The sequence below is a fragment of the Methanococcus voltae genome, assembly GCF_017875395.1.
Taxonomy (GTDB): Archaea; AGJL01; Methanococci; order Methanococcales; family Methanococcaceae; genus Methanococcus; species Methanococcus voltae_C.
Genome location: NZ_JAGGMO010000003.1, coordinates 141,313 through 156,858 on the forward strand (window position 1 = coordinate 141,313; position 15,546 = coordinate 156,858).

Below are 15,546 nucleotides of genomic sequence, written 5' to 3' on the forward strand. Positions count from 1 at the left end.
TACTTAACAAAAATATCAATATTGTTTAATATATTCCCTAGTTCAATAATATTCAGTATAGAAAAAAAGGGATAATATGATAATTAATCTGATTAAAAAAAAGCACGTGGACAGAATTTTAAAAATATTAGGTAAAGAAAAAGAATTATATTTTGGACAATTGGGTGCAGAACTTAATATAGACCCTAGTTCATTAAATAAAATACTTAAAGAGATGTATTCTTTAAATTTAGTTAATAAAAGAGAAGAAAAATCAGATTATAAACTAGCTAAGGTTTATTATTCACTCAGCCCGTTAGGTATTGAATTATTAAAAAGATATGAATATTTAGAAGAATTAGATAATTTAAAAGAAAGTAAGGATGATAATTCAAATTCAAAAAATATTCAAACAAACAATACTGGAACCATTATTAATAACGTAGGCGATATTAACGGGGATCTTACATTTCATAAATAATATTAATTTATATTACCCAGTAGATATTAAAAAACTTAAAAAAGGAAATCTAATTTTTTTATTAATATTTTAAAATTATAAATTTTATTTTTTTATTTGCAGTATTAAGGAATATAAATATTTATTTTATTAAACATATTAATATCTATATTTATCACAACTTAATAGATATTAGTATATACATAAGATATTAAAAATATTAATATGCTTTGTCGTAGATGAGCATTTTTAAAATATTTAATAGGGTGAAATGGTGGAAGATGAAAATCTAAAAAATAAAATTATGGAGTATGCCTATAAGCGATACAAAACCAGTATGACGGAATTTTATATACAAGACATACCTGAGTACGATCAAAAGTCAGAAGATAATATTCAATTAAAAATTCTTAAAAATCTTGAATTCTTAGAAATGGATGGATATATATATTTGTTAAACGAAAAAAGTATCCCCACACTGGGTAGTGATATTGGGATTATAAATCCTATGTTAGAAATAGCAATAACCGAAGAAGGCATTGATTATTGCGACAGTATTAATATAGGTGCTGATTTAGATACATTAGAAGATGAAAAGTTACAAAATGATATTCTAAATTATGCATATATGCAATATAACAAAGCCAGTACAGAATTTATGTTAGATAAACTTTATAGGGATTACCAAACTAAAATGGGTAATATTGATAGTGATTTAGAACTTAAAATTCTTAAAAATCTTGAATTCTTAGAAATGGATGGATATATACAATTAATTGGAAAAAAACGTAGATTATATATAGGAGAATCTACGGGTGTACCAGACATTAGATTAAAAATAAAAATAACTAAAGAAGGGATAAATACTTTTAGATAATTATTTTTAAAATTAATTATTATTTTATTTTTTTAATATGTTTTTAATAAATATTATATACTAATTTTAAATTACTTTAATATTAAATTTATAAAATAATAACTAAGTTATCGAGGAATATTATGTATTTAAAAATATTATCAAAGAAATATGTTAAAGAAATTTTATATTCATTAACAAAAAGTGATATTGATTATTCAGAATTTAAAGAGATGTTTCCAGAGACTTCCAAGTCTGCACTTAGTCGTTTGCTTACGGAACTTACAGATTATAAATTAATTGATAAAATAATGATACCAGATTCTAAGTATCAAATACCATCTAAAAAGTTTAAAATTACTCCGCTGGGTTTGGAAGCTTTGAAAATTTACGAATTAAATGAAAAATTAATTAATCAACTATTTAGTGAATTTAAAAATAAGAAAAATTCCGAAGTAAATGAAAAAGGTCCTAAAACTGTAAATTCATACGATAATGTTAATGGCGATAATGTAATCGTTAATAACTCACAAAACTCTTCGATAAATGTAAAAAAATAATAACAACTGTTTTATCAATATTACTAATAATTTTTATTTTTAAGTAATATATTTTTTGAATTCTAATTTATTATATATAACTCTTTTTATTACGATTAATTAATAAATAATTAATATATGTTACAACAATTTTTTATTATTTATAATTAGAATGAGGGGAGATTATGCCGCCAAAAACTACAAAAGGCAAAATTAGAAAGACTTTAACTGGAGATGGGAGAAAAAAACCATCTAAATTTGTAAAAGAAAATGCAGAAAAAGCATTCGGAAAATCAAAGAAAAAATAATTATTTTTTATTAACTATTATTTAATGAGGGTACAATATGGCAAATGGTTCATTAGACGTAAGAGTGTTATCAAAACATAAAATTAAGATTGAAGACAATGTATTATCCGTTAATTATGCTAAAAAAGCATATGTTTCACTCGATAAAATTACTGCGGTTGAATTTGACAACAACATATTATTTACTGCTATTTTTTTGAGTATTCTTGTTATATTGTTAGGAATTTTCTTAAATTTTGTATTTAATAGTGTTATGCCTGCAGCAATAGGATTTGGCTTGGCAATTGTGGGCATTCTGTGTTGCGTATACACTACAAGAGTCACCATATATGCTAGTGGCTATAAACTTGCACTTCAGGGAACTTTTGGCTCTATGAAAGAATTATATGAAGAACTTAAAAAATTAGTTTAAAATTTTATTGTTTTTATTATTTTTATAATAATATTACAAATTACTAAAAAAGTATTACGATATACTTGTTAAAATAAAAATCCCTATTTTAAGTTAACTATTTTAAAAAAGCACTATTTTAGTATTTAATGAAGATATGCGGAACCACCCGCATATCAAAAGATCCGCATAAATTTAAATTATACATAGCAACCAACATTATGTATAATTTATCGTATTCTCTTTATCATTATTAGATATCTCATAATCAACTTATGCTGACATCTATATTTCATAGATAAATATTATATTCAATAATAATACTGTGTCAAAACTATATATAGTTTTGCGCCAAAACTGCGATACTATATAAAGTCAGGTTCTAAAAACTGTGATCCCTGTATCAAAAAAATATTTAAAAACACCATTTAACATTATTAAACGTTTAAACTTGTGAAATATACTAAAAAAAGAAAAAGATAAAACTTAGAGTATAAGTTTTATTACATTACCTTAAAAAGAAAATAAATTTACAATAAATGCAAACATATCTTTCAAAGAAAATGCATTGGTTGCTTTTTCTTTTTCAGTGTCCAATTCAAATAAGAATTTACACTTCATGCTCTCACCTCATTAGTTAGTGAGGCACGTATTCTCAGGTGGTTTTATTTGTGCGGATCATTATTCTTATTTAAAAATTTAAATAATAATGATAAAGAGAATACGAAATCCTCCTAAATACTATATATATAGGTCATAATATAAATACTTATAATCATAATCCTTTTTTAAAATAGAACTCTAAAAAAATGTGTATACATAATACGAGTGTAAAACGATGTTTAATTAAACTGATATATAAATATATCTGTTTAAACATTGAAAGAAGTATAATTATACTATATAATAAATTAAGATATGGAGTCTAACTAAGCTAAAAAATGGTAAAATATTATATAAACTATCTAATAGAGTAATATATTAAAAAAAAGCATTTTAATCGCTTATGTGTTGACAAAAGCATACTTTTTAAATTTTATTTTTATTATTTATTTAAATTATTATTTTTAAAATTTCAATTCTAAATTATCATATTTAACTCTTTTTATCGTGATTAATTAATAAATAATTAATATATGTTACAACAATTTTTTATTATTTAATTTGTTTAATACTAATCTATTATCCATAATATGAAGGTACATTATGTTCCAAAATGACATATTTCAATTTATTTGGCCAACAATTAAATCACTTATAGGTTTTGAAAATATAACTTTTAGCACTGCAGAATTACAGTTTTTTTTAATAATGGCATGTTTTATAATTATAGCATATACCTTATTGATGAAATGGCAGTCTAAAATTAGAGATAAATTATTTAACACCCTTATGATTGAAGTTGCTTATTTAAAAAGGAAGTATTACGAATCCAAAGGTAGTACATCAAAAAAACCCACTGAGAACTATGATACATATTTCAGTGATACTATAAAATCAAAAATTGATAAAATTGATAAAGAATCTGAAATAAACTATAAAAAAATGATAATTTTCTTTTTGTGTTTTTTAGGATCCTCCGTGATTATTATTGACCTATTATCCTTCCACAAAATAAATAATATGTTTATAATAGTGTGTTCTCTTTTGACCCTATTTTTTGCCATACAAACCCACACCTACTATGAAAAAATTAAAGAAGGATTAGAACTCCAAAAAGAAATTGTAAAAGAGTAGATAAAATGAGCAAGTTTAAAATTAAATCTTTTGACATATCTAAATTCTCAAATGATGCATACTTGGGCGTGAAAAAAGAAGATACTTACTTACATAGTTTATTAATCCGTGGAGCCAATAAAACAGGTAAATCAACTACAGTAGAAGCGCTTAATTACGCAATTTACGGTCCAGAATGTGTCAATAGTAAATATCCGATAACTAATAATTCAAGAACGGATATTGAATTGGAAAATTCGGATTATAATCTAAAAATCTACAGATCTGGAAATAAAAAACATAAATTAATAATTAAAAATAAAAATACTAATGAAACACTACCTGAAATAACAAATCATGACGAAATTCAAAAAAATTTAATCAAAATATTTAATATGGAATATAATAAATTAAAAGAACTTAAATATAAAACTATTTATCAAAATGAAAATAACAATTTAAGAAAAAAGGGTATTAATGAATTAAAAAATGCCATATCCTATTACGGAGGATATTATAAAGAAAATTTAGAATTAATAGAAGACGAACAGTTATTGAACCAGATCAAAAAAGAGATTGAAAAATTAGATAACTCCAACAACCAGATCAAAAAAGAGATTGAAAAATTAGATAGAAATATCAAATACAATGAACAGGATCAGCAGAATATTTCCCAATTTATTCAATATTATGAATCAGGTGAATTGGAAAAATATTTTACCACTAAAAAAAAGAATAAAGAAGCGGAAAATGAATTAAAAAAGTTAGGGCAAGTTGTAAAAGAAATCACCCGACTTCAAGAAGAAAAAAGAGGAATGGAACGATCAATGGATGAAATAAATCTATATTATGAAAATAAAATAATGGATATACTTAAAGATATATTATCTTCGTTAAATTGTCCCGTTTGTGGTGGCGAAATAGAAGAGAAATCTTTAAAGTATAGGGTTGAACACAAACAGTGTCCATTTTGTGGTAAAAAACATGATTCAATTGAATTATATGAAAAAATTAAACAAAAAATATCATTATCCAAAGAACAACACCCTGAAACAATTGCAAAAATTGATAAACTAAATAAAATTATATCTGCTAAAAAAGATCTTAGAAATAATATTACTAAAAAAAATAAAAAAAATCCATTCTATGGTTTAAAAAACTACACAATTAGAATTGTTGAAAAATATGATTCAATAGATTCTGATGAAATAAAAAATGAATATTCAGAATGTAAAATAAAATATAAATCATATACTGAATCTAATCAGGAATACAAAGACAATATTAAAAAACTTGATTCAGATGTTGAAAAGAATAATAATAACATAGAAACGTTAAAAAACAGTAAGCAAACAGTAAGCAAACATAAAACCGATCTAAAAACTAAATTAAAACAAGATATCGAATCTTATTTTTTAGAAAGGCTAAACTACTATTATAGTTACTTATTTGGTTCAAAAGCAGATTTAATAATATCTTCGGAAAATAATTATATATTTTCAAAACCCTTAGCTGGTAACTCCAATAAATACGTCAATATTTTTGATTCCTCAATTGGACAATGTCAAAAAAAATGTCTAGACATGGCAATTGTATTGGCTCTATCAGATATGGATCTTAAAAATAATATTTCTAACTTATGTTATATATTAATGGAAGAACCTTCAGAGGGCATATATGATGATAAAGATTCTGAAGGAAATGATATAGAACATAAACAGAATTTATTTGAATTATTGAATAACAAAATTAAAGAAGGTATTCAATTGATAATACTATCCGCAGAAGAATCCTACCCCGATAATTTAGAAATACCTGAAAAAAATGTTCTAAAATTAAAACACAATTATCAAGATACATTACATGGAGTGGAAAACAATGGATAAATTACCAAAAGAAATTGTTAGATTGGGAACTTTATCTAATGTGGATAATTTAGAAGGAAATATGAAAATACATAAAACATTGTATGCAGTAAATGAAAAACTTAAAGAAGAACAAATTAAGACCCGCATGGTTTTTGTAAGGAATTTTCATGGACCTACGGACGAAGGATTATCAAAAGATATGTTAAAATACGAAAAGATGGATTTAGTTGAACTTGAAGAATTATACTTATATTCTCAAAAAAGTACTCGATACAAAATAACTCAAAAAGGAAAAAGATGGGTAAATGGGATAAGCATATTCTTTGAAAAACTTAAAGATAAAGGTCTAATATCAAAAAATCCCATTAATATTATTAACGTAGAATCTGAATCACTAAAAGACTTATCAGGATCGCAAATTGCAGATTCAGAATGCGTACAAGAATTTAAACAAAAAAATGCATTGGGTGTTAAAAGATAATTAATTATTTTTATTTTAAGGTGCTAATATGGTAAATATCACTGAAATCATTAAAAAAGCTAAAAATAACAACACTCCCGAAAAAGCAATAAGGAGGACGTTAAGGGATATAAAAGATAAAGTAAAAACATATGATCAACCCTTAGCATTGATTATTGATAGTTTATTGGTCAGCGAAGGGCTTCCACCACTTGCAGTGATAATTGCTACTGTATGGGATAATTATAGTACTTCAAAATCAGAAGAAGAATCAATACATCAAATTAATGAAATTTTGGAATATATTAAAACTAATAAAGAATATGATCTTGAAATTAAAGAATATATGGAAGAAGCAAGATCTAATCTTGAAAATATTATTAATATTATTAATAATATAGATAATAAGATGGATAAATACCATGATGCAAATATTGAACATTTTAAAAATCTAAATTTGAAAATGAATAATGTTGACGATACCATATCAAATAATATACAAAACATGGGAAATAAAATTATAAAACAGACGCAAAATACGGTTACAAACCAGCTAAGCGAATATCTTCCATTTTTAATAGGGTCGAGATGTGAAAAAATCAATCTTGCAATTGACTATGCCAATAAACTTACAGAACAAAGTCAAGAGGGAATTCAATTAAACTCTTCCTTAACCATAGATCCAGTAATCCTGGCATCCAAAATTTTAAAATTAAGGCGTTCAAACGAAGATCCTAACGAATATATTAAAAATATTTATTTAAATAATGGATCATTAGAAATATCCGAAGAAGAATTCAAAACTTTTGAATTATTTAAAGAAATTTTAAAGAACTTAGGCGATGAAATAAAATACCCCATAATATTGAAGCCCAATTATCCCTTAATAAATATACGATTGGAGATAGGATCTACATTTTATGCATTAGAAAATATGATATTCAAGATTACAGAGGTACAGGAAGACTTTATAACCCTATCAAGTAATAATAGAGCATTAAATATGTCGTTAAGTATTCCAAAACCTGGGAAAAAAATAGATCCTAACTATCAAAAATTAAATATTAGTTTGAGTTTTGAAGGCAGGCCAATATATGAGATAATGTCTTGTATCAATTTTTTAAAAGAATTGATGATCAAAGAAAAAATCATATTCAGAGTTAATGACCAAATCATGAACGGTAATATGAAATTTGAACAGAAAATTGAATTTAAAGAAGAAATGTTGATAAAGGTACTCTATCAAATTGAACAAGAATTTGCTATCACATTAAACCTACCTAAAGAAATAACTAAACGTGATTTAGAAAATATTCAATATATATCAAATATATTAAATGGAGTTAAAAATAATAATAAACAAATTGATGCAGTAATACCTAAAAAATATATTAGGGATATATTAAAAAAATATAATTCAGAAAACACAAACGAGCTATACACATCAATCACTGATCGATCCATATTTGGAAAAAATATACCATTAAGCAGATATTATTATATTTGTGATAGCTTCAAAATTAAAAATAGTGAAAATATAGAAAAACAGATGCAAAAAGGTTTAGAAGATATTAAAATTGAATTTGTAGCAGATAATGATATTATAATACGTAAAAGATCTATACCTTTAAATAACGATACAAAGTAGTCTTACTTATTCCAGTGATTTCTTTTATTTCTTTTAAAGTACATTCACCAGAATTATATAATTTAATAGCCATTTCTAATTTTGATTTATCAACTTTAGGGCGACCACCGACACGTCCCCGAGTTCTTGCAACGTCTAAACCATTTTTAGTCCGTTCTGATGTCAAATCCCTTTCAAACTGAGCTAACCCGGCAAAAATAGTAAATAATAATTTACCGTGTGCAGAACTGGTATCAAGCCAAGACTCTTTTAAACTCTTAATCTCAACGTTTAAAGATTTGCAGTTTTCAACAATCTCAACTAAATCTTTCGTACTTCTTGAAATACGTGTAAGTTCTGTAACGATTAAAACATCATCTGCCCTAAGTAATTCAAACATTTTATCGAATTCAGGCCTATTTCTTTTAGTTCCTGAAATCTTTTCTAAAAATATCTTTTCACAACCTGCTTTTTTTAAATCTTCGACTTGTCGTTCCAGGTTCTGGTCTCTTGTTGACACTCTTGCATAACCAATTTTCATTTACTCACCCATTAATTAAATATAAATTAATAATATAATAATAAAATAAAAAAGATTCCCAAAACTCATAAAATTATTTACTAAAAATACTTTGATTTTGGAACGAGTTTTGAAACCAATATTTTAACAAAAAATAACAATAATTTATAAAATAAAAATATTCCCAATAACGACCGTTATTGGTACATTGTAAATTTTAATTATTTAAAAAAATAAAATGTAAAAAAAATACTAATTAATTAAAATGAAATTTTAAGTTTGCATATTTCATATTAAATTATAAATTAATTAATATAAATAATTAATTTTAATTAAAATAAAATAATAAAATAATAATTAAATTTATTTTATTTCTTCAACTGATACAATCGTTAAATCATTTTTATATTTTTCATTAATTTCATCAAGAATTGCACTGGATGAATTTATTGAATAAATATGTTTTTGAGTGTAAACTTTTGATGTTCCGTTACTGTATGTTACCTTTAATTTCCAATTAAATAATTTATTACTTCTTCGATATTTTGAATAATAATGATTAATTAATGGTTTTGCTAAAAGCAATGATATTAAACTGATTAAAAAAGTTGCATCCAATAAATAATTTAATTTAAAATAATAAAATACGCCCATCATTATGAGTAATGTTGCCATAAAATTTAAGTATTTTTCATAATAATTTATTATAGTTTTATACCCCATTCTTCCACCTTGATTTATTCTTCAGTATTTTTTATCTTGATATTATCGGTATTTAATAAATCCATAATGTTTTCGCATCTTTTAATATCTTCAATAGCCCTATTCTTTTCATTGACTAATATATTTTCCAATACTGTTGCATCTTGTCCTAATATTCTTAATAATCTTGTAATACAGATTGTATGTGTTGATAACCTTCCAGTATAGTAATCAATCCATATTTCACTTTCATTTACGCCGTTTTGATTAGCTATTTTATTTAACGTTAAATAGTAAGCATCTTTTTCAAATAATTTTAATTCATCCTTTGCAAGTTCTTTTATTTCGTTATGCAATTCATTAAATTTTGTTTCTGAGTCTTTTACTTCGTTTGGTATCTCAATACTGTTATTGCTTCTTTTAATACTGTTTAAAAAGTTCATTATAACACCTTATCAATAGTTTGATTTAAATGATTTAATTCAATTAATGCATCATCAGCAAGTTCTTTTATTTCATCTTGTAAAGTTTTTGATTGAATCTTTCTTAATTTCTGAAAGATTACAAGCATACTTTTAGCACATACCGTCTTAGCTTGAACTGTTTTAGGTCTTCCTCGTTTCTTTTTCTCTTCTTCGTCGTCATCTTCAATTACTTCTTTTTTAGGACTAATTGGCGGTATTTTAAAATTAGGAATATTAAATTCAGGTTCTGCAGGTTCTTCTTCAACTGTTTCAATTTTATGTTCAATTGCTTCAGGTTCTTTATTTTTTTTAATAACTTCTTCCATTGGTGGAATGTTCACTTTATTCATCAATACCTGCCCCCTTTTTCAATTGATTCTCTAATTCATCAAATACTGAAAAACCCATTTCCATTCCTGAAAATTCTTTTGCTCTTGATTCTTTTCGCCCTTTCATTCCTTCCCTACCTTGGTATGCTTTCATAGTAGGATTTAATGCAATTGCTCTTTCCAATATTACAGGCAATTCATCCTCTAAAATTTTAGTCATTGCATTCCTATAAGCTTCAGCTTTTTGTCTTTCAATATCCCAAAATATTCGTTGTCGTGGGTCATTGCATTCTATCGGAATAACTTCTTCAGTTAATGGATTAATGACTCTAAAACTATGTGCATATACGGTTAATACTTCATTTCCTTTTTGAATGCAGTATTCAGGAACTTTTAATATCCGATAATGTTCTTTAGAACCTAAAAATATATTTCTTAATTTAATAATTAATTCTTCAAAAAAGTCAATCGCTCGTTTACGATATAGTATTATATAACCGGTTTCTGAAGGAATCAAAGCTTCAGGATACCCATAAATAGTTTCTTTTTCTCCATCGTTCCATAAAATAAGTTTTTGAGTACAAGAATATGGTTTTAAAGAGTTAATAATTAAATTCTCTTTATTTTTCTGTTCTTTATTTCTTCGATATTTTTCTAATGGATTGGATGAAGTTTCTTCTTCAGACTCTTGGTTCTGATTTGTGTATTGATTATTATTGTTATTATTGGTATTATTATAATTATTATTATTATTATTATTATTATTATTATTATTAAATTGTTGATTAGATTCTTGTTCTTTTTTCGAATCATTATTTTTAAACTTACTAAATAACCCCAAAGTATCACCCTATAAAGATTGAGGTTGTCGGAATTCTATCCTATCAGTATATGATTTATCCCAAGAAAACCACCCCTTAAATTTCATTTTCTTTTTAAAATCTTCATATTGAGTATATGTAGAAACTGGGTCTGGCGGTTCTACCGAATCCTCAAAATCATCAATCAATTTATTTAATACCTTCCAGTCCGTATGTGATGCTAATCGTCCTATAATTCCAACGTGTGAAGCTCCCATCAATAGTGATTGAGGCAAGCCATACATATATTGAGTTGCAGTAATTAAGTTGATACCCATAGAACGCCCTTCTCTTAAAATTTTATCAACTGCCCATTTACCGTGTTCATTGGTTAACATATTCTGAACTTCGTCAACTACAAAATATATGGGTGTTCGTGTCTGTGATGCGTGATTAATTGCATGCATGACTAAAAACTTAAAAATAAGACACTCTTCTTCGTGAGTTAAATCAGAATTACTTGAAAAATCAATAACATTTATTATATCGGTTGAAAGATTAGAAAATAATGTATCTTTTTTAGAAAATAATGAATCAGTTTTTAATCGGTTCATTGTTTCTGCAATTCTTAAATACGTTGATGAAGGATTAGAACTATTTTCCTGAGATAATGCAATATCCATAACTGTATCGGGGTCTTTAATCCCTTGAACTTCCCATATATTTTTTAATCGTTGTGCATAAAGTGTCTGCTCCCCCAGACTTCCAAAAGAAGACAATAAAGAAAAAGGAATTTTAGAATATGGAATTTTACCTTCAAAGACCTTGCACATATGCCAACCATTATCCATTCCAATATATTCTTTTCTTCGTCGTGGCCTAAAAACAAATCTTTTTGTTGGAAATACATAAGGTTGCAAGCCTTGACGTCCTAAAAATGTATTTTTATCATCATACTTGTAGAATTTTCCAATTATATTAGGAACACCAAAAGCAAAATCACCCATAGCTCCTAATTTATTTTTATGCTGTGTTTGTAGTTTTACATATGCTTCAATATAGTTCCAAACCCATTCTCCATATTTTTTATAGATTTTAGCATCACTTGTTTTGTTTGTCTCTGTTTCATAGATTTCTAAAATCTTTTCTGACTTTGTATGGTCTGTTTTCTTTTCTAAAACAATAATCAAAGCAGGAATATTTGCCATTTTATGAGAAATATAGATTTCTTCAACTAAACCCCTCATTAGTGTAGTTTTACCATATCCCGATTTTCCTAAGAATATCATATGATTTGCTTCGCCTACACTCATTTTTACGTGTCTTTTGGTTTTTCCAGTCTTTTTATAAGAATCAGCTCTTCCAATTCCCATAAACATATTGATATCCATAATATCACTAAATTTAAATTAATAATTATATATTTAATAATTTAATTATTCTTTTAATGTTGGATGTAAAATCCTTAGGTTTAGGTAGTAGTGAAAATAAAAAAATAGAATATAAAGCCGTTTATATTGTTAGTACTGTTAGTTGTTAGATTAAAAAAAATTAATTATTAGTTAGTACTTGTAAATTAATTACAATGGAATTTCGTACTTCTTCTTTGCTCTCATCATTACTATACCTAGTATCAAACATACTATTACCCCAAAAATTCCAGCTATTTTAAAATTAAATAAATCTTTCTTCATATCGTTGTATGAATTTACATAGTTATTAGCTGTTTCATTTGATTGTTTGTTAATTAAATCAGTTATTATATCTTTATAATCTTTATTTTTAGATTCAACGAATTCTTTTTCAGTCTTTATGTGTATTATCTTCTTATTTAATTCGGTTATATTTTTATTTAATTCAATATTTTTCTTTTTATATGATATATATTCAGCGAGTAATTTATCTTTTTTAGTTAATTCTTCTTTTAAACTTGTTATATTCTCTTGTTGCTGTTCCACTAATGCACCGTATGCGTTTAAAGTCATAGTTTGATTTGTATTAGTTGTTTGTGCATTAATTGGAATTAGTTGAATTAATATAATCGATATTAATAATATTATTATATTTTTATTCATAAGCTCACGCTCACCATTAACCGAATAAGCCTTCCATTTTACAATGACCCGTTCTTCTATCAACCATTACATAACCCATAAAATCGCCCTCGGTTCCTACCTTTCCAAATCTCATTTTAAACATCCAATAATAATTATTATTCTCTTGATATTCTTCAATTGACTCGGGTTCTACATCAATCATATAGTTATGTTCTGCTAATTCTTGATTATATTCTGAATTTAAATAAGCCCGTGCTTTATTTAATGATTGAACCCCACCGATTGAATACTTTTTAGGTGAGTTAGATAATATTACAAAAGAAGCATCACTATAACGAACGGTTTTATTTGTAATAATGTACCCTGATGAAGGATAGCCATATTCTTTCATTCTTTCATTTATAATATCTTCTTCAGACTGCTGAATGTTCAAAATAGTAAATGTACTAATAAAAATAATTAAAAAAATAAAAAAAAGAGTTTTTAATATTTTCATATTATCCCAACCCAGGGATTCCTGGAATTGGTGGCAATAAAGTTATGTTGGCCCCAAACGTAGCCACTGTTGCACCCAAATATATGTATAATAATAATTCATCATCACCTGTTTCAGGAGCAAGGATATACAATGAACATACTGCAGCTGAAATAACTGTAGGAACTGTTATAGAACCTGATGATAAAGTAATAGTCCCCATCGTCGCATAAAGGACTGCGATAAATGCTATTATTGCAGTGATCACTGTTTTTATAAGATAATTTGTAGTACCTGCAGGAATTATCTTAGAATACATTTTTGACACGTCTGCATATTTATCCAAGAGCTCTATGAAAACTATTACTGCAAATGGTAATGATGCAAATGCAGTTGTTACTTCATTTATATTTACAGATTGCGTATTTAACCAATATAATAAAGCACCAACACCTAAAGCAGCAGCTGCCGCCTTAGGTATCCACGTACTGGTGATATATTCTGTAGATGACACATTTATCACCTTATACTAATTCGAGAACTTCTGTCCCGTTTGGAATTCTGTAGGTATTATTGTTATATTCAACATTTATGTAATAATATATGTTTGAATTAGTTGCATTTACTGGTAAAGTTACAACTTTTGGCAATGATACATCTGAAGAACTGTAGGCTTCAGTAAATGAATCATTTGTATAACTTGTAAATATTGTTAATTGGGATGCAATCATATTTTCAGAAGATGATTCAATTGATATTACTGAATTATTAGTTGAGTTATCAAATACTGCTGAAGAAGTAAAAATAATATTTGTATTATTATTAGTATCATTATTTGTTGAATTAATTAAAGTATCATTTATTAATGTATTATTATTAGTATCATTATTTGTTGAGTTATTAGTTGTATTTTTATTTTTTAAAAAATCAAATAAGAATCCACCGCCATCGCTACTGTGTCCATTTATGCAATAAACACCAACACAAGTTAGGACTAATGCAATGACCAATCCGATTGTAATATTTTTATTGAGTTTCATTTTCCACCCCTGAATAATCAATATTCAATTCTTCAGGGTCATCAGTAAGCTTTACACCTTCATAAACCCCTTCGTGAATTGTAATATCTGTTTTACCGTTGTCCCAAGCTATTGCATAACCTAAAACTTTAATATCACGCTCTTCTATATCTTTAATAGCTTTTTTTAATATAGAATAAACTTTTTTACACGTCTCTTCGTCATATACCATATTATCACCTATTTCTTTTTTGATTTCTTTTTAGTCATTTCAGAACGTGATTTTTCAATTATATTACCCTGTTTATCAGCGTAATAGAACGCTCCTTTCTTTTTATTAATTTTACCTACGATTTTTGCCATTGTATCACCAATTAACTCAAATTAATTATTGATTGATTTAATGTTTGATTTATCGAATTATTCAATAATGAATTATTTAAAAGATTTAATGGTATAACCCCAGTACTTGGAAAAATACTATTTAATATATCATTAAAAAATCCGAAATAGCTCAATAAACCAATTATTAAAATAGAAATTAGAATTAACTTCCAATTTTTTAAAATAAATATTAATGCTACAATTAGTATAATTTCTAAAATATGAGATTGAAAAAATACTGAAATTGTTGATGTGTCTATTGCCATTACTTACCACCTTTTGCAAGATAACCAATAACGACACCAGTGCCAACGCCTAACATTAGTTTTGACACTTCTAAAAGTATACTATCGATATTTTGAGTGATGTACAACATTGAAAGAGTTGCTAAAACAATTAATGATATTGCATCACCAAGCCCCCAATCTGAGGAAGCTAACTTCCAAACACATAATAAAATTAATACTGTCGGGGTTGCCCAAGCCAATAATTCAGAAAATCCCAAAATATTGCCAATAGTAGAAATTGGTTCATTATATGCCAGAGTTACGAGTAATGCAAGTATTATTGCGATTATTTGCTGAATCATTTA

General features: G+C 25.9%; 22 protein-coding genes. 9 read left to right on the plus strand and 13 right to left on the minus strand.

Going from position 1 to position 15,546, the window contains the following annotated elements; translation table 11 throughout:
- Positions 1 to 76: 76 nt before the first annotated feature.
- The 9 genes from J2127_RS04865 (at position 77) to J2127_RS04900 (ending at position 8,225) form a co-directional block, all read left to right on the plus strand.
- Complete coding sequence (locus J2127_RS04865) at positions 77 to 460, plus strand: MarR family transcriptional regulator (RefSeq protein ID WP_209732441.1); 384 nt, start codon at positions 77 to 79, stop codon at positions 458 to 460.
- 253 nt (positions 461 to 713) lie between these two features.
- Positions 714 to 1,316 (plus strand): hypothetical protein, encoded by a 603-nt coding sequence (locus J2127_RS04870; RefSeq protein ID WP_209732442.1) that lies wholly within the window; start codon positions 714 to 716, stop codon positions 1,314 to 1,316.
- A gap of 122 nt (positions 1,317 to 1,438) precedes the next feature.
- Positions 1,439 to 1,855 (plus strand): winged helix-turn-helix transcriptional regulator, encoded by a 417-nt coding sequence (locus J2127_RS04875; RefSeq protein WP_209732443.1) that lies wholly within the window; start codon positions 1,439 to 1,441, stop codon positions 1,853 to 1,855.
- Positions 1,856 to 2,019: 164 nt separating this feature from the next.
- Positions 2,020 to 2,142: a hypothetical protein gene (locus J2127_RS08500; RefSeq protein WP_259052134.1), complete on the plus strand. Its 123-nt coding sequence runs from the start codon at positions 2,020 to 2,022 to the stop codon at positions 2,140 to 2,142.
- Positions 2,143 to 2,179: 37 nt separating this feature from the next.
- Positions 2,180 to 2,554 (plus strand): hypothetical protein, encoded by a 375-nt coding sequence (locus J2127_RS04880; protein ID WP_209732444.1) that lies wholly within the window; start codon positions 2,180 to 2,182, stop codon positions 2,552 to 2,554.
- Positions 2,555 to 3,880: 1,326 nt separating this feature from the next.
- Positions 3,881 to 4,270 (plus strand): hypothetical protein, encoded by a 390-nt coding sequence (locus tag J2127_RS04885; protein WP_209732445.1) that lies wholly within the window; start codon positions 3,881 to 3,883, stop codon positions 4,268 to 4,270.
- Positions 4,271 to 4,275: 5 nt separating this feature from the next.
- Positions 4,276 to 6,135: an AAA family ATPase gene (locus tag J2127_RS04890; RefSeq protein WP_209732446.1), complete on the plus strand. Its 1,860-nt coding sequence runs from the start codon at positions 4,276 to 4,278 to the stop codon at positions 6,133 to 6,135.
- Complete coding sequence (locus J2127_RS04895; protein ID WP_209732447.1) at positions 6,128 to 6,598, plus strand: hypothetical protein; 471 nt, start codon at positions 6,128 to 6,130, stop codon at positions 6,596 to 6,598. The genes J2127_RS04890 and J2127_RS04895 overlap by 8 nt, the downstream gene beginning before the upstream one ends.
- Before the next feature lie 166 nt (positions 6,599 to 6,764).
- Complete coding sequence (locus J2127_RS04900) at positions 6,765 to 8,225, plus strand: hypothetical protein (protein WP_209732448.1); 1,461 nt, start codon at positions 6,765 to 6,767, stop codon at positions 8,223 to 8,225.
- Here J2127_RS04900 and J2127_RS04905 read toward each other — a convergent pair.
- From J2127_RS04905 to J2127_RS04960, 13 genes are all read right to left on the minus strand, one after another.
- Positions 8,197 to 8,745 carry a recombinase family protein gene (locus tag J2127_RS04905; RefSeq protein WP_209732449.1) on the minus strand — a complete coding sequence of 183 codons (549 nt, stop codon included), beginning with the start codon at positions 8,743 to 8,745 and terminating at the stop codon, positions 8,197 to 8,199. The genes J2127_RS04900 and J2127_RS04905 overlap by 29 nt on opposite strands.
- A 342-nt stretch (positions 8,746 to 9,087) precedes the next feature.
- Positions 9,088 to 9,447 (minus strand): hypothetical protein, encoded by a 360-nt coding sequence (locus J2127_RS04910; RefSeq protein WP_209732450.1) that lies wholly within the window; start codon positions 9,445 to 9,447, stop codon positions 9,088 to 9,090.
- Between the two features lie 14 nt (positions 9,448 to 9,461).
- Positions 9,462 to 9,869 carry a hypothetical protein gene (locus J2127_RS04915; protein WP_209732451.1) on the minus strand — a complete coding sequence of 136 codons (408 nt, stop codon included), beginning with the start codon at positions 9,867 to 9,869 and terminating at the stop codon, positions 9,462 to 9,464.
- Complete coding sequence (locus tag J2127_RS04920) at positions 9,869 to 10,240, minus strand: hypothetical protein (RefSeq protein WP_209732452.1); 372 nt, start codon at positions 10,238 to 10,240, stop codon at positions 9,869 to 9,871. Before J2127_RS04920 ends, J2127_RS04915 begins: the two co-directional genes overlap by 1 nt.
- On the minus strand, positions 10,233 to 11,060 hold the full coding sequence (locus J2127_RS04925; protein ID WP_209732453.1) for a hypothetical protein: 828 nt from the start codon (positions 11,058 to 11,060) through the stop codon (positions 10,233 to 10,235). Before J2127_RS04925 ends, J2127_RS04920 begins: the two co-directional genes overlap by 8 nt.
- Before the next feature lie 9 nt (positions 11,061 to 11,069).
- Positions 11,070 to 12,410, minus strand: coding sequence for an ATP-binding protein (locus J2127_RS04930; RefSeq protein WP_209732454.1), 1,341 nt, complete (start codon positions 12,408 to 12,410; stop codon positions 11,070 to 11,072).
- A gap of 189 nt (positions 12,411 to 12,599) precedes the next feature.
- Positions 12,600 to 13,157, minus strand: coding sequence for a hypothetical protein (locus J2127_RS04935; RefSeq protein ID WP_209732455.1), 558 nt, complete (start codon positions 13,155 to 13,157; stop codon positions 12,600 to 12,602).
- Positions 13,111 to 13,509, minus strand: a complete 399-nt coding sequence (locus J2127_RS04940) for a hypothetical protein (RefSeq protein ID WP_245326466.1) — start codon at positions 13,507 to 13,509, stop codon at positions 13,111 to 13,113. The genes J2127_RS04935 and J2127_RS04940 overlap by 47 nt, the downstream gene beginning before the upstream one ends.
- A gap of 64 nt (positions 13,510 to 13,573) precedes the next feature.
- Positions 13,574 to 14,065: a hypothetical protein gene (locus J2127_RS04945; protein ID WP_245326467.1), complete on the minus strand. Its 492-nt coding sequence runs from the start codon at positions 14,063 to 14,065 to the stop codon at positions 13,574 to 13,576.
- A gap of 10 nt (positions 14,066 to 14,075) precedes the next feature.
- The gene (locus J2127_RS04950) at positions 14,076 to 14,591 is read right to left on the minus strand and encodes a hypothetical protein (RefSeq protein WP_209732457.1); all 516 of its coding nucleotides are present in this window, start codon (positions 14,589 to 14,591) and stop codon (positions 14,076 to 14,078) included.
- Entirely contained in the window at positions 14,578 to 14,802 is a 225-nt protein-coding gene (locus J2127_RS04955) for a hypothetical protein (protein WP_209732458.1), read from the minus strand. The genes J2127_RS04950 and J2127_RS04955 overlap by 14 nt, the downstream gene beginning before the upstream one ends.
- 8 nt (positions 14,803 to 14,810) lie before the next feature.
- Positions 14,811 to 14,933, minus strand: a complete 123-nt coding sequence (locus tag J2127_RS08505) for a hypothetical protein (RefSeq protein ID WP_281063934.1) — start codon at positions 14,931 to 14,933, stop codon at positions 14,811 to 14,813.
- A 286-nt stretch (positions 14,934 to 15,219) separates the two neighbouring features.
- Entirely contained in the window at positions 15,220 to 15,543 is a 324-nt protein-coding gene (locus tag J2127_RS04960; RefSeq protein ID WP_209732459.1) for a hypothetical protein, read from the minus strand.
- Positions 15,544 to 15,546: the final 3 nt, after the last annotated feature.